We start from the raw sequence: 18396 nt of genomic DNA, 5'->3' as shown, positions 1-18396 counted from the left end.
CAACCGGACGCCGCCAAAGACCCAGGCATCACTGCTCGAAGCGATGCAGGAACGACAAGTCACGGCGGGCCGCGAACGCCACCAACTCGATGACCCGTTCTTTGTGTTGGCAACGCAGAACCCGATTGAGCAAGAAGGCACGTACCCGCTGCCCGAAGCTCAGCAAGACCGGTTCATGTTCAAGATCTACGTCGACTACCCATCGTTCGACGAAGAGTTCGAGGTTGCGCGGCGGACCACCGGAAGTGCAACCGCGGAAGCGGAACCCGTTCTTCGCGGCGAAGAGATTCTTCGATTGCAGCAACTGGTTCGCCAAGTTCCCGTCAGCGATCACATCGTGCGATACGCATTGTCGTTGGTTCGGCAAACCCGCGTTGGCGGCGAAGGTGTGCCGGACTTTGTTGAAGATCTGGTTGGCTGGGGCGCTGGGCCGCGAGCGGTTCAGTTTCTGATTCTTGGTGGCAAGGCTCGTGCGTTGCTGCAAGGGCGCCACCATGTGCAAGTCGAAGACATTCAAGCTCTCGCACCGCCCGTTTTGCGTCACCGGATGGTGGTGAACTTTGCCGCCGAAAGCGAAGGCATCACCAGCGACGAAGTGGTCGCCCGAATCATTGATGCCACCCCGACGACCGAGGACGAATTGTCTCGCGATGCCCGATTCCAAAAGATATTTGCGTCCTGAGGTCACCGCTCGCATTCGCCGATTGGAATTGACCGCTCGGCGAGTGGTGGAGGGGTTTCTTTCAGGGATGCACCGAAGTCCTTACTTCGGTCAATCGATCGAATTTCTGCAACACCGCCAGTATGTTGCTGGCGATGAGTTGCGGCACATCGATTGGAAGGTGTACGCGCGTCAGGATCGGCTGCACATCAAACAGTACGAAGAAGAAACCAACTTGCGATTGCAGTTGTTGGTCGACTGCAGCGGCAGCATGTCGTACGGCGATGGCGACGAGAACAAGTTTGAATACGCGGCGTCTCTCGCGGCATCGCTCGCCTACCTCGCTCTTCGTCAAAAAGATGCTTGTGGGTTGTACACGTTCGACACGCAACTTCGCGACAGTGTTCCAGCCAAGTCGAGCCAGCACCAACTCAATCGCATGCTGACTTGCTTGGCGTCCGCTGATCACGAAGGCGAGACCAAACTCGATCACGTCGCGAAGCAACTTGCATCGGCTATTCCTCGAGCGGGCGTCGTGTGCGTGATCTCAGATTTGCTGGGTGTGGAAGAGTTGCAAGAAGGCTTGCGAGTCTTGCGTGCTCGCGGTCATGACGTGGCGTTGATTCACGTGTTGCACGATGACGAAATGGATTTCGACTTCACCGGAGCAACTCGGTTCGAAGGATTGGAAGTCGAGTCCGCACTGAATTGCAATCCAGCCGCGCTTCGGGAAGGCTACCTCGAGGCACTCAATGACTTCTTGGAAAAGACACGACGAGCTTGCGGCCGGCTGAAGATCGATTATTTGCAAGTCCGCACGAGCGAGCCGTTGGATGCCGTGCTCGCCCGTTTCCTCTCGGCAAGACAGGCTCTTCCAAAACTTCGCAATTGAGCTGCTTTCATCCATGGAAAACAATGCAATCAGTGGCATAGGCTTCCAGCCTGTGGAATCGAAAACACAGACTGCCAGCCTATGTCACACTCTTTTTCATTCCTCTGAGTCCAACCTTTAAAGCACCAACGTCTTGTTCCTTTATCCCGCCCTATCGATTGGTTTCGCGTTCGTCGCGGTGCCGCTCTTGGTCCACCTGATCAATTTGCTTCGGCATCGCCGAACCAAGTGGGCGGCGATGGAATTTTTGCTCGCGAGTTATCGTAAGCAACGTCGTTGGATCGTTCTGCGGCAACTGTTGCTGTTGCTTTCACGTTTGGCCGTTGCAGCATTGCTGATCGCGTTGCTGGCCGGATTGGTTGGCGGACGCGAATGGATCGGCGCGTTGGGAGGCCAGACGTCTCACCACGTGATCATTCTTGATGACAGTTACTCGATGCAACAAATTGTTTCGCGTCGAGGAACCGAAGAAAGCGGGACGGAAGCCGATGCGACCGGCGTCGTCGGAAACACCGCTTACGACCGAGCCTTGGCGTCGGTGTCCGGATTGGTCAAGCGTTTGGCGGCCGATGGCGACAATCACACGTTGACGGTGATGCGTGCCAGCCGAGCTGCGATGGTATCCTCCGGCGAGAATGCATCTGCGGACGTGGCGGCTGATCTTTCCGCTCAGACGATTTCACCCGATGGAAGGCAAGTCGATCGGTTGATGGCGACGCGAGCCTCTTCGCTGCGAACCGATTTGGTTCCCGCGATTGATTTGGCTTCGGACTTGATCGCCGCCACGACCGCGGACACGCAAACGCTGTATGTCGTCAGTGATTTTTCCCAACGTGATTGGGCGGCACCTCGACGGATGGCCGAGGCCTTGGAATCCGTCGATCAAGCCGGCGCAAAGATCCGGATGATTGACTGTGTCGAAAATCGAACCGGCAACAACGCTCGCAACTTGGCGATCACGGATCTCAGTCCGACGCCGGATGTTTGGGTCGCGGGCGTTCCCGTGGTGGTCAATGTCACGGTCAAGAACTATTCACCGCGTGAAGCAACGAACGTGGCGCTGTCTGCCAGCGTTATCACTTACGGCGATCAAGTCAAAACGGCGGACCCGACAGTTACCGTCAGCGGCGAAGTTCAAAACTTGCCGGTGATTCTGATCGACTCGATTCCGGGCGGACAGCAATTGACCAAGTCGTTTCAGATTTTTATCAATCAAGTTGGAACGCATGTTGTCAAAGTCGACTTACCAACCGATGCGTTGGAGATTGATAACTCAAGAGTTTGCACGATTCCGTTGGTCGATGCTCAGCGAGTTTTGGTGATTGACGGTGGTGACTCGGACGAAATTGGTGCCTACCACGTCGCGTCGGTTTTGGATCCCGGCAGCCAAGTTCGGATCGGTGCGATTCCCGAAGTTCAGCCTGTTACGATGTTGCGTGATGTGACAACGGAGCAATTGTCTCGCTATCGAGCGGTCTATTTGATCGATGTTCCTGAGCTATCGAAACGGGCGGTCGATGCACTGACGCAATACGTGAGCGATGGTGGTGGATTGGCGTGGTTCCTTGGCGACGACGTCGATGCGGACAACTACAACAATCTGGTCGGCGGCAAAGCCGGTGGGCTTTTGCCGTTTGATATCGCCCCAACAGTGAATCTCGGTGGTGAGTCTGAAGAGTCGCCAAAGTTGGTGCTTGGTAAGAACGCTGATTTGTTGGGCCCGATTGCTTCGGCCGGCAACGGCATCTTTGGATTGGTCAGCATTCGTCGGCAATGGGTGCCCGCGGTTTCGCCCGCCGAAGAACTTCGCGAAGAATTGACTGGTGACGAAGCGGAAGTCGAGCTCGCTCAATCAAACGTTCAAACGTTGTTGGCGCGAGCTGACGAAACCCCAGTCGCAACACTGCATGGGATGGGCCGGGGCCGAGTGGTGACGGTCACGACGGGATTGGATGGCAATTGGAACAACTGGCCGGGCGACCCGACGTTTGTGGTGTTCTTGCTGCAAAGCAACGCGATGTTGTTCAGCGGCTCGGCTCCACCGACCAGTCGAATGGTCGATTCGGTAGCTGAGATTGATGTGCCGAGTGAAAACTATCTGCCGACGGTTGTGTTGTTGCCGTCCGCGAACGAACCGCCACGGTTGGAAATCGAGTTGGAAGCCGAATCCAGCGAATCGACGATCGCGGTGTCACCTCGCGAATTGATCGTCGCGGACCAAGCTGGGTTGGATGAGTTGTTGATGCCCGGCACGATTGAGTGGCAGCGGACCGGGACGGACGGGCAAACCAGCGTGATGCCCGTGGCGTCTGTTCTAAACGTCGGCGAGTCGGATCTGGCTCGAGTCACCAGTGCCGAAGTGATTCGAGACTTGCTGCCGTTGGAGGTTGAGTTTCTGTCGCCGGGCGATTGGGGTGCTTCGGGTGTTGGTGGCGGGATGTCAACATTCCTATTGATATTGCTGATGCTGTTGGTCTTGATGTTGGCAATCGAGCAAGCTCTGGCGGCATGGGCTTCGTATCACGTTCGGCCAACGAGTGATGGAGCCATCGGAAGTCGAAGGAGTCGCGGACGGCGAACCAGTTCCGCGTCGGAGTTGCCTCGTCCGGCACCGCGGGGGCGTTCGCGAAAGCGGACGGTCGGAGCTTCCACTCATGACGAAATTGGATCGGGCGACGCAGCGTCCAGTGCGAATTCATCCACGGCGGGAGCATCGCGATGAACCCTTCAGAACAAGTTGTCTACGAATTCGCAAGAGCGACCAGCCTGGACGGATGGTGGGTTTGGGCCGCCGTGGTATTGGGTTTGGCGGTCGCCTACTCGGCATGCATTTTTTATTACAAGCGAGATGTTGGTGAACTTCGACGTCCGGTGCGATGGACGCTGATCGGGTTGCGGCTGGTTGCGGTCACGGCACTCGTGTTTTTGTTCTTTGATTTGGTTCGGCGTACCGAGCGGCGGGTGACGCGGCCGAGCGAAGTCATCGTGATGGTCGACACCAGTCAAAGTATGTCGCTGCCATCCGGTGATTCGATTGAGGCTCCTTCGCGAGTCGAGCGGGCACGAGAGTTGGTGGCTGATTCGGAGCTGGTGGAATCCTTAGCGAAAGAACATCGGACGAGTGTTTATCTGTTCGATCAGGCGACCGAGCCTCGGTTGGTGCAAACCAAATTCGATCAAGAGGACACATCGGCTAGCGAACAGTCGTTGAACGAAGAAGCCTTTGCCGAACCAATGAGCCCGTTTGTTTTGTTCGGCGGGTTTTGTTTGGTCGTCTTCGCGATTGCGTCTTTGGTTGCTTTCGCGCTGGGAGTCTTTGGAGTCGGACAAGCCAAAAAATCGGGCAGACGATTGACCAAGGCAGCCAGTGCCGAAACGCCTGGCTCGGCCTCCGCGATCGGTTGGTCGTTGTTGGCCGCCGCGATCACGCTGGTCATCGGCATCGTTTCGATTGGCGGTGTTTATGCCGTGCACACGGACCGTTCACTCGCTCAGCTTTTTGGTTGGGAAGTCGCCACTGAATCAGAGTCGGAAGAGACGGAATCGAATTCAAACGAAGGTGACACTGAAGAAGATGACGAATCGGATTCGCCGACGATGAAGGCGGTTGATTGGGACGAAGTCATCGTTGCAGGTGGTGCTCAAAGCCGGATTGGTGATGCGTTGCGATCGGTTTTGGTCGACCACGATCCGACGACACTGGCGGGCGTGATCGTAATCACTGATGGCCAGAACAATGGTGGTGCGACGCTGTCGTCTGCATTGGCGTTGGCTCGCCGCGGTGAAGTGGCGGTTTATCCCGTTGGTTTGGGTAGCAGCCAGCCACCGACCAACATCCGTGTGGTTGATTTGGAAGTCCCACGCCGTGTTTACCCCGGCGACAAATTTGTCGTTGCGTCCGTGTTGCAGGCGACCGGCACGTCGCCATTGGAAGTGGATGTCGAATTGGTCGATGCCTTGGACACTGGCGATGATGGATCGGCGACCGACGTGGATGGCAATTCGTCGGAAGCGGCGACCAGTTTGCCCGGCGGCGTGGTTTTGGACACTCAGCGAGTGAAGTTGGAACCAGATGCGACGCTTACCGATATTCGGTTTGAAGTCGAGCCGCAGACGGTCGGACGCCGACGCCTGGCCGTTCGCGTGGTGGCTCCGGTGGAAGATCGCAACGCGACTGACAACATGCAAACGGCTCGCTACGAAGTGGTTGCTCGAAAGCTGCGGGTCTTGGCGATCGCCGGTGGACCGACCCGTGAGTATCGGTTTGTCCGAAACTTGTTTTACCGTGACGAATCGGTGCAGCTTGACGTGTGGCTGCAGACCGGCATGCAGGGAATGAGCCAAGACGCGGACGAGCTGCTGGCTCGGTTCCCAGAAACTGCGGAAGAGTTGTTTGAATACGACGCGGTGGTGATGTTCGATCCTGATTGGTCAGCGATCGATTCCGCGTCGCTTGACTTGATGGATCGCTTCATGACTCAGCAAGCCGGCGGTTTGGTGCTGGTGGCTGGTCCGGTTTTCCATCCCAAGATTTCGGGCGATCGTGCCGATCCGCGATCCAGTCAGATCGCTGCGTTCTTTCCAGTGAATCTGGCAACAAGAGGTCCATTGCTTGGCGGTGGACGCCAGGGTGGATCGGAAGCATGGCCATTGAAGTTCACGCCGGAAGCCTCGCAAGCAGAGTTTCTTTGGGTGGGTGATTCACCCGAAGAGAGCTTTGAAGTCTGGCAAGAATTTGGTGGCTTCTACGATTATGTCGGAGTCAAAAGTGCGAAGCCCGGTGCGAAGGTCTACGCGTATTTCTCTGACCCGACGACGGAAGTCAGCGGCAGTCTGCCAATCTTCATGGCCAGTCAGTTCTACGGCGCCGGACGAGTCTTCTTTCAAGGCAGTGGCGAAGTGTGGCGATTGCGTGCTGGTGGCGATCGATACTTCGACAGTTATTACACCAAATTGATTCGTTGGGTCAGCGAAGGTCGACTTTTGCGAGACAGCAACCGAGGTGTGCTGTTGGTCGATTCGGACCGAGCCATGGTTGGGCAGAACATTGCGCTGCGGGCTGTCTTGGTCGACGACCAATTTCAACCGCTGACGGAGCCATCGGTGACCGCTAAATTGTTGGCACCAGATGGGAAAATCAAAGACCTCAAGCTCACTCCAGCCGCCGACTCACCTCGCGGTGGAACTTACACGGGCAACTTTGTTGTCACCAAAAGCGGTGGCTATGAAATTCAACTCGCGGTGGGTGACGCACTCGACGAACAGTTGCTTCGCCAAAGTGTGCAAGTTCGATTGCCGACCAGCGAACTCGAACGGCCTCGTCGAGCCGACGATGAATTGTCGAACTTGGCTTCGACGACTCGCGGTGAATACGTTCCCGTTGACGAGTCGACTTCGATGAGCGAGGTGAAAGCGACATTGGCCGAAGCAATCGTTCCGCAGTCTCAGGTCACATTGCTGGCCGGCACTCCGGATTCAGCGTTCACGCTGCGGCGGAATGCGGTGCTGATGTGGCTGATCGCATCCGTGCTGACTTTCGAGTGGGTGACGCGAAGATTGCATCGTTTGGCTTGACCTTTTAGGTCTGAGCCAGAGTAGAACAGTTGTCCTCAACTGTTTGCGTGTCGGGGTGAAATCATCGAGCAGCCTGACGCGATCGCAGAAGAGTTTGAAAGAGGGAATGATTAGGAGTTGGAGACTGGCCCGGCGGAACAATTGCGACAACTGTTCTACTCTGGTGGGTCGACGGACTTGGAAGTCCATCGTACGGGGCGTGAGATCTGGGGTGACGGTTCCGCCTGTGTGAGCCGATCGGCGTTAGCCGCGGTTGCCGCTCGCAACGCTTCCGGCTACCGAGCAGCCTGACGCGATCGCGTGTGAAGTTGGCGAAGGGGATGGCTTGGTGTTGGAAACTGGCCTGACGGAACAATGGAGACAATTGTTCTACTCTGAGGCTCCCGTTGGTCACGCGTCGCGAGCGGGGCATCGAAAAGCTATGATTGTCGGGTGAGTTTCTCTTCTCTTTGATCAGCAACATGACGCAGTCGCAACGAAAAATATTGATCACCGGCGGTGCCGGCAACGTGGGCGGATCGCTGGCGTGCCGTTTGGCCGAGTCGCCTGACAACGAAGTCGTCGTGGTGGACAACCTAGTCACGGGCGATCGATCAAAATTGCCACCCGCGTCGGCCGAGAACGTTCGGTTCATCAAAGCCGACGTGAACCGGATGGAGGATTTGTCGCCGATCATGACGGCGACTCGGTTTGATGCGGTGTTTCACTACGCGGCGCTGGTCGGCGTCCAGCGAACGCTAGCAAACCCCGTCGCGGTGTTGGAAGACATCGACGGAATCCGAAACGTGTTGTCGCTTTCGAAGAACACCGGCGTCGGTCGTGTTTTTTACGCCAGCAGCAGCGAGGTGTATGGCGAACCGGTGGAAATGCCTCAGCATGAACAAACCACGCCACTGAATTCGCGATTGCCTTATGCGATCATCAAGAACTTGGGCGAGTCTTACTTTCGGTCGTATCACCAAGAGTTTGGATTGCAGTTCAACGTCTTCCGTTTCTTCAATACGTACGGGCCAAAGCAGACCACCGACTTCGTTGTGCCAAAGTTCATCGCCGCGGCGCTGGCGGGAGAAGACATTCCGGTCTATGGCGACGGAATGCAAACACGAACGTTTTGCTTTGTCGACGATAACCTCGACACAACGACTCGAGTGTTGGACGACCCGAGTTGGGCCTGCGAAACGATCAACATTGGCAGCGACATTGAAATGACGATTAAGTCTCTGGCGGAAACCGTGATTGAAATGACGGGCAGTTCGTCCAAAGTGGTGCATTTGCCACCGCTGCCCGAAGGCGACATGACACGACGTTGTCCCGATATCACTAAGATGAAAAAGATTCTGGGCCGCGAACTCACGCCGCTGCGAGCCGGTCTAGAAAAGCTGATCGACGCCGCGAAAAATCGTACTTCTTCTCAGGTCACAAACGGGTGAACATGCCGCCACCGTCTCCCGATTCGGAACCGCCTCGTCAGCCCGAAGCTTCGAGGGAGCCGATGACCGAGTCGCAAACGATCGGTGGTCAGGCGGCCGCGCGCCGTTTGTCGTTGGGGGCGACGATGCCGCCCGCGGAAGTTCCCGGCGTTCGGCTGCAACGTTTTCTCGGATCGGGTGCGTTTGGGCAGGTTTGGGTCGGTCGTGACATCAACACCGGCCGCGGTGTGGCGGTGAAGTTCTATTTGCACCGTGGTGGTGTGAACTGGTCTTTGCTGTCTCGCGAAGTCAAGAACTTGGTTCAGTTGTCAGCCGACCGACACGTGGTGCAAGTGCTTGAGGTGGGCTGGGACGCCGATCCGCCTTACTACGTGATGGAACTGATCGAAGGTGGTTCGCTGGAGGACATGCTGGTCCGCCGTGGACGGTTGCCGGTTGCCGAAGCGGTCGACTTGTTCCGCAAAATCTTGATTGGCTTGAACCATTGTCACGGCAAAGGTGTGCTGCACTGCGACATCAAGCCCGCCAACATTCTCTTGGCCGCGGACAACGAGCCACGTTTGGCTGACTTTGGCCAAAGCCGAATGTCGCACGATCAGACGCCCGCGATGGGAACGCTGTTCTACATGGCTCCCGAGCAGGCCGATTTCCAATCGTCACCTGATGCGCGTTGGGACGTTTACGCGGCGGGAGCGATCTTGTTTCGAATGTTGGCTGGGTCGGCACCGCATCGCGATCAGGCGTTGTTGTCGCAATTGGATACGGCGGGATCGTTGCCCGGCCGGTTGGCTCGGTATCGCGAGGCGATCGCATTGGCGCCGCCGGCAGTTGAGCAATTGTCGCGGCGTGACGTTGATCGATCGCTGCGAAAGATCATGCAGCGTTGTTTGGAAGTTGATCCCGAATCTCGCTACAGCAACGTTCAACAGATCTTGGATGATTTGACCGTCCGAGACAAAGCGCGATCGCGACGACCGTTGATGTTGCTGGGAATCGTCGGCCCGTTGTTGCTGTTGTTGGCCACCTGTTTCTTTGGTGCGCGTAGCATTGATTTGGCGACGCGGACAGCAACGCGAGAGTTGCGAACCGAAGCGTTTGGAAGCAACCAATTCGCGGCACGGTTGGCCGCTCAAACGTTGGAAACCGAAATTCAACGCTACTTTGACTTGGTTCACGAGGAGGCTCAGCGGGAAACGTTTGAGACGTTGCTGGCCGATTTGATCCAAGGAGAAACGTCCAAGCCGGTGTTGGATCGCATCGCGTCATCTGCAACGCCGGTCGATGCGCTCGTTCGCGAAGACGCACTCGCGGCTCGGGACATTCTGTTGGAGCATCCGGCGCAGTTGCGGCTGGATGAATACTTGTCCGAGCGATTGGCGCAGTACCGGCAACCGTCCGAACCGGGCAAGCCTCGTCAGCGATTGGCGACGATGTTTGTGACGGATGGGGCGGGAACAATCATGACGATCGTTTACGGGAAATCAGTCCCGCGAGCACAAAACAGCGTCGGCCGAAACTTTGCTTACCGGACTTATTTCACCGGACGCAAAGACGATTACCCGTCAACGATTCCGATGGATTCGGTGTCGCCGCTTCGCCACACTCACTTGAGTTCGGCGTTTCAAAGTACGGCGACAAAGATGTGGAAGGTCGCGATCAGCACTCCGCTTTGGTTGGAAGAAAGCGGCGTCATCGTCAGCGGTCGTCGCGAGACACCTGACCGCGATCCTGATGCGGTGTTTGTGGCGACGATCAACCTTGGCGATTTCCAATTATTGCAGCGTTCGCGTTCTGGAGATGAGTCGGACACGGCCAATCCCAGTCAGGTGGCGGTGTTGGTGGAGGCACGCGAAGGCGATCTTCGTGGAACCGTGTTGCAGCATCCACTGATGGATCAATTGCGAGAAGAAGGGCAAACGGTTTCGGACAAGAGCTATCAGGTCGATGGTGCGACGATGGACCGTTTGCTCGAAGGCGGCGATGTGGGCTATCGCGACCCAATGGCAGTCGCTTCGGAGGGCAACGGTTTTGGTGGCGAGTGGATCGCAGCGATGGAACCGGTCACCTTGCCAAGGCCAACCACCGCGGCCGGCGCTGCGGACGTTGCTGAAGATCATGGTGAAGAAGTTGTGTCTGGTGGGCAGTTGCCCATTCCTTCGGTCGAGCAGACCGATTTGCTCGTGTTGGTTCAGTATCGGTTGTCGGAAGTGCTTGGGCCGGTGGCGGAGCTTCGTCGTTCGTTGCTGTTCGAAGGAGCGTTTGCAATCGTTTCCATTCTGGCGATGACACTGTTCCTTTGGTGGGTCGTGCGACGGGTGACAACCCAAGACGAACGACGCGCGGCCAAAGAATCGCAATCTCCACCACCGGCACAAGAACGCATTGAGACGATGACGCTGGGATAGCCGCCGGCGTTTGCATTCCCCTGGGCTCGTTTGGGTCATGGTTTTGGCAGGCTGCGGAGGACGGGTTACACTGTGTGTCCCTCCTCGTTGATTTCGCGAAGCGATTCAGCAATGCCCGCCTGAACAGCCTTTCTTGGCAACTCGCCGATGAAAAACAGCCCACCTAAAACTGCAGCTGAAGAAGAACGCCGTTCCGCTCAGCGCGGGGCAAGCGAAGACGCCGCCGAGGGGGCCGCGAATGACTTTGGGTTGGTGATGATCCTTCGCTTGGCGGCGTGCCTGTGTTTCGCTGGTTGGACCTGGGTGCACTACTACTGGGAAGCTCCCTACGGCGTTTTGCTTTGGCAGGACGCAACCTATGACTTTGCCGAATCGTTGGGTGTGAGCTGGGACGAGTTTGTGGGTACCGGAGCCGACGATGGTTGGCTGCAAACGTGGTTGTCGCGAATCACATGGTTGTATGTTGGTTGCACCATTTTGACTCTGACCGTTCGGCGTCAGTCCAAATTCCAAATGATTGCCTTGATCGGCGGTTGCGGATTGTTGACCGTTTTGAGTTATGCGAAATACGTTGGTGCCCAGCGGCAGTTGCCGATGTTGGTGGAGCACGGCGGTCAAATCCTCGCACCGCTATTGTTGGTGTTGGCTTTGAGGTTTGGTGCTCGTCATCGAGTGACCATGATCGCGGCGATGGTTGCGATGATCATGACGTTTGCTGGTCATGGTTGTTATGCGATCGGATGGTGGCCAACCCCTTCGATCTTCTACGGAATGATTTCGGTTTCGCTGGGCGTCGAATACGAGACCGCGAACACTCTGTTGCGAGCCGCCGGCGTACTGGATTTCGCGGTTTGTTTGGCGATCTTTGTTCCGGCGATCAGGATTTGGGCGGCCGGATACGCGACACTGTGGGGATTCTTCACCGCCGCGGCTCGGCCCGTCGCTGGCATGTCGATGAGTCTAAACTACTGGGGCGCGGACCAATTCCTCCACGAGGCGGTGTTGCGTGCGCCGCACTTTCTGATTCCTCTGTATCTGTTCGTTCTGTGGTGTCGGCAAAAGTCCGCCGTGCCGTCTGAAGCGACAAAGCCAGCGAAACAACCCGCCACGATACCCGCTGATCACGCGGCGTTGGTGATCGAATTCACCTCATGAAAAACAACTTGTTGCCCCTTTAGGAACCGTCATGAAGTTATTGAAACGTTTGGCGTTGTGCTGTTTGGCACTGCTCGTCACTGCCGAATCTGTGTCCGCTCAACCCGGAAGGCGTCGGCGAGCGGATTTGAGCATTCCCAACGTCGCGAAAAAGGACGTCATTTGCTTTGCTCTGTACACGGTTCATGACAAAACGTTGAAGCTGACCGCGCAGCTTTATCCGCTTTCAGGCGGTGATCCCAAGGTAGCTCGACTGGAAATCGAAAAGGATGGTCAGTGGACCGAGGTCGCCAAGGCGAACGTGATCGAAGCGGGATGGACAGCGCCATTCCGAGTCGAAAACTGGGACGATTCCAAGACCGTCCAGTATCGCGTCGCGCACGGTACCGAAGCGTTCTACGAAGGCACGATTCGCAAGAATCCAATCGACAAAGATGAGATTGTCGTTGCTGGATTCACCGGCAACTCGATCCAGCCCGCTCACGGCGGCGACATTTCGCGTCAGGACTTGATCGACAACGTGAATAAGGTCGACGCAGATGTGTTGTTCTTTTCGGGGGACCAAGTCTACGACCACAATCGTCACTATGCGGCATGGTTGAAATTTGGTCGGGACTTCGGCGACATCATCAAGGATCGCCCGACGGTTTGCTTGCCCGACGATCACGATGTTGGCCAGCCCAACCTGTGGGGCGAAAGCGGAAAGATCTCGACGCTCAGCGGTGCGGCTGATGGCGGGTATTCGCAACCCGGCGTTTACGTTCAAGAAGTCGAGCGAGCCCAAACCAGCCATCTGCCTGATCCAGTGGACCCGCACAAAATCGGACAAGGCATCGGTGTCTACTTCACCAATCTCAATTGGGGAAACATCGACTTTGCAATTCTAGAAGACCGCAAGTTCAAGACCGGGCCGGCTGGTCGCGTGCCAAAGCAGGGGCCTCGTCCTGATCACATCCGCAATCCGGAATACGATCCCGCCAGTGTTGATGTTGAAGGCGCGGTTCTGTTGGGTGAGCGGCAATTGGACTTCATCGAAGACTGGGCGAAGGATTGGAGCGATGCCGACATGAAGGTCGCTTTGTCACAAACGATCTTCTGCGGTGGAGCCCACATTCACGGGGCGGCGAACGGTCGTTTACACGCGGACATGGATTCCAACGGCTGGCCTCAAGCTGGACGCAACCGTGCTCTCGCCGCACTGCGAAAGGCCTTCGCGTTTCACTACGCCGGTGACCAACACTTGGCGACCATCTTTCATCACGGGATCGATGAATACCGCGATTCGATTTGGTCGTTCTGCGTGCCTTCGATCGCCAACTTGTATCTGCGTTGGTGGGAACCAGTTGAGCCAGGTGAAAATCGTGAGCCGGGGGCTCCTGAGTACACCGGCGACTCGCTGGATGGCTTCGCCAACAAAGTCACCAACTACGCCGCGGCCAATCCAGAGAAGAAACCTGCGGGCAATTTGTTGAACACGCGAGCCGCTGGATTTGGCATTGTTCGGCTGAACACCAAGACCCGCGATATCACGATGGAGTGTTGGCCGCGAAATGTGGATGTGACCGATCCTTCGGCCAAGCAATATCCCGGTTGGCCGCTGACGATTTCGCAGTTCGACAACTACAGCCCGCCTTCGTGGGGAACGCTCGGCGAGATGACCTTCGACGTGGAAGATCCCGTGGTCCAACTGGTCGACGCATCGACCAATGAGGTTCTCTATACAGTCCGTGTAGCGGGAGCGAAGTTCACGCCAGGGGCTCCGAAGGGAAAAACGTTCGTCGTGAAAGCTGGGAAGGACGCACCTGAGACGGTCGTCGCTGAAGCTGCGAAAGTGGGTAGCGAACCGGTCGAAGTGAAGCTCGACTGAGTCGTTTCTTTCGACCGATTTTGCGCCCCGCCGGCCCTTAAAGTCTGCCCCAATTACTGGGGCGGACGCGGTCGAACCAGGTGGCAGATTTCCGTCCACGAACGTCGATGATCTGCCGTTGTCAATCTTCTGACGCTATGCAATAGTGTCCACTTGCTTGGCCCGCGACATTTTTTCCGGTCTTTTCTTTCGGTAAAACGCTGCGGGCTTTGGCTCGAACCGACTTTGTTACAAATTTCACAAAGTGCCCATTCATGGCAACGACTCAAAGCGTGACCCGCATCAAAAAGGGTCTCGATCTGCCCATCACGGGATGCCCCGAACAGCACATGGAAGCTGGCCCGGCGATTCGCCAAGTGGCTCTGTTGGGCGACGACTACATTGGGATGAAGCCTACGATGTTGGTCTCTCCCGGCGACCGAGTCGTCTTGGGACAACCAGTTTTCGAAGACAAGAAAACACCCGGCGTGATCTACACGGCTCCCGCATCCGGCACGGTCGCCGATGTCGTTCGCGGTGCCAAACGCAAGTTCGAAGCGATTGTGATCGACGTCGACAATGATTCGACCGAGACAACCACGATCGATGGCATCGCTGGATCCGATCCAATCTCGATCGCTCGCGAAAAGTTGGTCGATGGATTGGTTCAAATCGGGCTTTGGTCCGCGTTTCGGACTCGACCGTACGGCAAGGTGCCGACGATTGAATCGGCTCCTCATTCGATCTTTGTCACCGCGATTGATACCAATCCTTTGGCGGCCGATCCCGCCGTGGTTTTGGCGGATCGCAAAGATCAGTTTGTGATCGGTCTTCAAGCGTTGACGCGTTTGACCGAAGGTGCCGTTCATCTTTGCCAAGCCGAAAAGGCATCGATTCCTGGCGGCGACGTCGCGGGTGTTCAGTCGGCATCTTTCGCCGGGCCTCACCCTGCCGGATTGCCTGGAACGCACATCCACCACTTGGATCCCGTCAGTCTCAACAAAACAGTTTGGTACATCGGTTACCAAGACGTGATCGCCATCGGTTCATTTCTGCAGACTGGTCAACTCGACACTCGACGAGTGATCTCGTTGGCTGGGCCAAAGGTCAACCAGCCTCGTCTGATCGAAACTCGTCTTGGTGCATGCATTGAAGAGTTGGTTGACGGCGAAGTCGATACCTCGGTCAAGTTGCGTGTGATCTCCGGTTCGGTTCTCAACGGACACATCGCGACGGCCCCACATCAGTTCCTGGGACGCTACGACAATCAAGTGTCGGTCATCGAAGAAGGCGACCACCGCGAATTCTTGGGTTGGCAAAAACCGGGCTTCGACAAGTTCTCCGTCAGCCGCATTTTTGCATCGGCGATGACACCGGATCGCAAGTTCGATTTCACTTCGTCGACCGGCGGCAGTGAACGAGCGATGGTTCCACTGGGCACCTACGAAAAGGTGATGCCCATGGACATTTTGGCAACACAATTGTTGCGAGCTTTGATTGTTCGCGACACCGATTCGGCTCAGCAGCTCGGCGTGCTGGAGCTGGAAGAAGAAGACTTAGCCCTGTGCACGTTCGTGTGCCCCGGTAAATACGAATATGGATCCTTGATCCGAGAAAACCTGACAACCATTGAGCGTGAAGGTTAAGGAATATGAAAGCATTACGTGACGCATTTGACAGCGTCCACCCGTTCTTTGCCAAAGGCGGACTGCTCGAGAAAGCGTACCCAATGTACGAAGCTCTCGACACGTTCTTGTTCACGCCAGGCGAGACGGCTCACGGACGCACGCACGTGCGCGACAACATTGACCTGAAGCGCATGATGATCACGGTCGTCTTCGCGTTGATTCCGGTCACGTTGTTCGGCATGTGGAACACGGGGTACCAAGCCAACTCGGCCATCCAAAAGATGACCGAAGCCAACGTCGACGTCGATTACGATTGGCACCACACCGTTCATACCGCCATTGGTTTCGGGCACGACCCAGCCAACCACGTTGACAACTTCATGTATGGGGCGATCTTTTTTATCCCCATCTACGTCGTTTGTATGTTCGTCGGGGGGCACATCGAATTGGTCTTCAGTGTCCTGCGAGGGCACGAGATCAACGAAGGGTTCCTGGTCACCGGATTGCTCTTCCCGCTCACCTTGCCCGCCTCCATTCCGCTCTGGCAGGTCGCCGTGGGCATCGCGTTTGGGGTGATCGTCGCCAAGGAAGTCTTTGGTGGTACGGGGCGTAACTTCCTCAACGTCGCTTTGACATCGCGAGCGTTCCTGTACTTCGCATACGCTGGTCAAATTAGCGGTGACAAAGTCTGGACCGCTGTCGATGGTTTCTCCGGTGCAACCGCACTGGGGCAAATGGCCAACGCCAGCGAAGACGCCGTCGGATCGCTCGGTGCGGTTCAGTATGTCTGGGGTGCGGAAGAACCAATCACCTGGATGAGTGCCTTCATCGGAACGATTCAAGGTTGCGTTGGCGAAACCAGTGCATTGCTTTGCTTGGTCGGTGCTTTGATCTTGATCGCCACCGGCATTGGATCGTGGCGAATCATGGCCGGCGTAATCGCTGGTGTGACCGCGACCGCGTTGTTGCTGAATTTCGCCGGCAGTGAAACAAACGCCATGTTTGCTGTGCCGTTTTATTGGCATCTGGTCATCGGCGGGCTCGCCTTTGGTCTGGTGTTCATGGCAACCGACCCGGTCAGTGCCTCGATGACCGAAATGGGCAAATGGGTGTATGGAATCTTAATCGGTTTCATGACTGTCCTTATCCGTGTCATCAACCCTGCTTTCCCAGAAGGCATCATGCTGGCGATCTTGTTCGGCAACGTGTTCGCACCGTTGATCGATTGGGGCGTCGTCCAACTCAATATCCGCCGGAGGGCCGCACGTTATGTCACAGCCTGATTCGACTATGAAAACGATCGTGACCGCGACAATTCTGTGCGTGGTCTGCTCGTTCGCCGTTAGTGCCGCCGCGGTGGCACTGCGACCGATGCAAGAAGAAAACAAAGTTCTCGACCGCCAACGCAACATTTTGGATGCTGCTGGTTTGTCGCTGGGCGAATTCGGGAAGCCAGCGGCTGAGCTGGACAAGGAACAGATCGAAGCGTTGTGGGCCTGGGTCAGTCCCGAGCTCGTCGACTTGGAAACTGGAGAGGTGAATGCTGATCTGGATCCAGAAAAATATGAGCCTCGTGAAGCAGCCAAGAAGGACGAAGACAGTATCGAGATCACCGATCCTCAATTCGACATCGGTGTGCCTCGTCGTGAAAAGGTCGCTCGCGTTTACTACGTGAAGAAACCAGGTAGCGAGAAGATCGAGATGGTCGTATTGCCAGTTTATGGCAAGGGCCTTTGGTCAACGCTGTATGGCTACATGGCATTGAAGAACGATCTTGAAACGATTGCTGGTCTAACATTTTACGAGCACGCTGAAACACCCGGACTGGGTGGCGAAGTGGACAACACGAAGTGGAAGGCCCAGTGGGTCGGCAACAAGCTATATGACTCTGATGGCAATCCTGCCGCTCGTGTCGCAAAAGGACCTGCCCCCGATGGCGACGACTTTGCTGTTGATGGGTTGTCCGGTGCCACGATCACTTGTCGCGGCGTGACCAACCTGGTTCGTTACTGGGCCGGTCCAAATGGATATGGTCCATTCCTGGACAACGTGAAGCAACGACTTACCGGTGACGCATCCGCGGAAGCCGATCAACCTGAATCCTCCGTCGAAAGCGGTGTCGAGCAATACGACATCGACAACGTCGGTCCCAAAGAACCGGTGGGAGAGTAAACCATGGCTGCCCCCAAAGTCGGCAAGGTCCTGTTCGGACCTGTCATCGACAACAACCCAATCGCGTTGCAGATCCTAGGCATTTGTAGTGCTCTGGCTGTGACGACCAGTATCCAGGTCTCGATCGTTATGTCACTCGCGGTGATCGCGGTGACGGGATGCTCGAACGCCGCGGTCTCGTCCATTCGTCACTACATTCCCGGCAGCATCCGGATCATCGTTCAAATGACCGTGATCGCGTCGCTGGTGATTGTCGTTGACCAAGTGCTGAAGGCGTACATGTACGACATCAGCAAACAACTCTCGGTCTTTGTTGGTCTGATCATTACTAACTGCATCGTCATGGGACGTGCGGAAGGTTTCGCCATGAAGAATGGTGTGTGGATCAGCTTCCTTGACGGAATCGGAAACGGACTGGGATACGGATTGGTCCTGATCGTCGTCGCATTCTTCCGCGAATTGTTCGGCAGCGGTTCGCTGTTGGGCTTCGAGCTCTTTCAACTGGACCGCAACGGCGGCTGGTACAACCCGAACAACTTGATGCTGTTGCCGCCCAGTGCGTTCTTCATCATCGGGTTCATGATTTGGGTCATTCGTTTGAACAAACCCGAACAAATCGAAGAGGCCTAAGTC

12 protein-coding genes are annotated in these 18396 nt (G+C 56.3%); all 12 read left to right on the top strand.

The features are described from left to right. Nucleotides 1–682 (top strand): AAA family ATPase (locus B2R17_RS17440; RefSeq protein WP_286764989.1); only part of this gene is annotated, 682 nt, incomplete at its 5' end. Next, nucleotides 672–1553: a DUF58 domain-containing protein gene (locus tag B2R17_RS17435; protein WP_286764990.1), complete on the top strand. Its 882-nt coding sequence runs from the start codon at nucleotides 672–674 to the stop codon at nucleotides 1551–1553. The genes B2R17_RS17440 and B2R17_RS17435, both read left to right, overlap by 11 nt. 133 nt (nucleotides 1554–1686) lie before the next feature. Then, on the top strand, nucleotides 1687–4275 hold the full coding sequence (locus tag B2R17_RS17430) for a BatA domain-containing protein (RefSeq protein ID WP_286764988.1): 2589 nt from the start codon (nucleotides 1687–1689) through the stop codon (nucleotides 4273–4275). Next, nucleotides 4272–7127 (top strand): VWA domain-containing protein, encoded by a 2856-nt coding sequence (locus tag B2R17_RS17425; RefSeq protein WP_286764987.1) that lies wholly within the window; start codon nucleotides 4272–4274, stop codon nucleotides 7125–7127. Before B2R17_RS17430 ends, B2R17_RS17425 begins: the two co-directional genes overlap by 4 nt. Nucleotides 7128–7552: 425 nt before the next feature. Then, entirely contained in the window at nucleotides 7553–8557 is a 1005-nt protein-coding gene (locus tag B2R17_RS17420) for an NAD-dependent epimerase/dehydratase family protein (protein ID WP_339888016.1), read from the top strand. Then, nucleotides 8554–10962, top strand: a complete 2409-nt coding sequence (locus B2R17_RS17415) for a serine/threonine-protein kinase (protein ID WP_339888014.1) — start codon at nucleotides 8554–8556, stop codon at nucleotides 10960–10962. The genes B2R17_RS17420 and B2R17_RS17415 overlap by 4 nt, the downstream gene beginning before the upstream one ends. A gap of 147 nt (nucleotides 10963–11109) precedes the next feature. After that, nucleotides 11110–12117, top strand: a complete 1008-nt coding sequence (locus tag B2R17_RS17410) for a hypothetical protein (protein WP_286764984.1) — start codon at nucleotides 11110–11112, stop codon at nucleotides 12115–12117. 31 nt (nucleotides 12118–12148) lie between these two features. Next, entirely contained in the window at nucleotides 12149–13984 is a 1836-nt protein-coding gene (locus B2R17_RS17405) for an alkaline phosphatase D family protein (protein WP_286764983.1), read from the top strand. A 254-nt stretch (nucleotides 13985–14238) separates the two neighbouring features. Next, the gene (locus B2R17_RS17400) at nucleotides 14239–15609 is read left to right on the top strand and encodes a Na(+)-translocating NADH-quinone reductase subunit A (protein WP_286764982.1); all 1371 of its coding nucleotides are present in this window, start codon (nucleotides 14239–14241) and stop codon (nucleotides 15607–15609) included. A gap of 5 nt (nucleotides 15610–15614) precedes the next feature. Continuing rightward, the gene (locus B2R17_RS17395; RefSeq protein WP_286764981.1) at nucleotides 15615–16874 is read left to right on the top strand and encodes an NADH:ubiquinone reductase (Na(+)-transporting) subunit B; all 1260 of its coding nucleotides are present in this window, start codon (nucleotides 15615–15617) and stop codon (nucleotides 16872–16874) included. After that, on the top strand, nucleotides 16861–17763 hold the full coding sequence (locus tag B2R17_RS17390) for a Na(+)-translocating NADH-quinone reductase subunit C (protein WP_286764980.1): 903 nt from the start codon (nucleotides 16861–16863) through the stop codon (nucleotides 17761–17763). The genes B2R17_RS17395 and B2R17_RS17390 overlap by 14 nt, the downstream gene beginning before the upstream one ends. 3 nt (nucleotides 17764–17766) lie before the next feature. Beyond that, the gene (locus tag B2R17_RS17385) at nucleotides 17767–18393 is read left to right on the top strand and encodes an NADH:ubiquinone reductase (Na(+)-transporting) subunit D (RefSeq protein WP_286764979.1); all 627 of its coding nucleotides are present in this window, start codon (nucleotides 17767–17769) and stop codon (nucleotides 18391–18393) included. Nucleotides 18394–18396: the final 3 nt, after the last annotated feature.

Origin of the sequence: Rhodopirellula sp. UBA1907 (genome assembly GCF_002337565.1) — a bacterium.
GTDB lineage: Bacteria > Planctomycetota > Planctomycetia > Pirellulales > Pirellulaceae > Rhodopirellula > Rhodopirellula europaea.
The sequence above is the reverse complement of the archived record's forward strand: the minus strand, read 5'-3'. Positions and strand labels throughout refer to the sequence as shown.

Coding starts and splice junctions, on each gene's coding strand:
- B2R17_RS17425 (WP_286764987.1), top strand. CDS start 4,272: ATGAACCCTTCAGAACAAGTTGTCTACGAATTCGCAAGAGCGACCAGC.
- B2R17_RS17410 (WP_286764984.1), top strand. CDS start 11,110: ATGAAAAACAGCCCACCTAAAACTGCAGCTGAAGAAGAACGCCGTTCC.
- B2R17_RS17405 (WP_286764983.1), top strand. CDS start 12,149: ATGAAGTTATTGAAACGTTTGGCGTTGTGCTGTTTGGCACTGCTCGTC.
- B2R17_RS17400 (WP_286764982.1), top strand. CDS start 14,239: ATGGCAACGACTCAAAGCGTGACCCGCATCAAAAAGGGTCTCGATCTG.
- B2R17_RS17395 (WP_286764981.1), top strand. CDS start 15,615: ATGAAAGCATTACGTGACGCATTTGACAGCGTCCACCCGTTCTTTGCC.
- B2R17_RS17390 (WP_286764980.1), top strand. CDS start 16,861: ATGTCACAGCCTGATTCGACTATGAAAACGATCGTGACCGCGACAATT.
- B2R17_RS17385 (WP_286764979.1), top strand. CDS start 17,767: ATGGCTGCCCCCAAAGTCGGCAAGGTCCTGTTCGGACCTGTCATCGAC.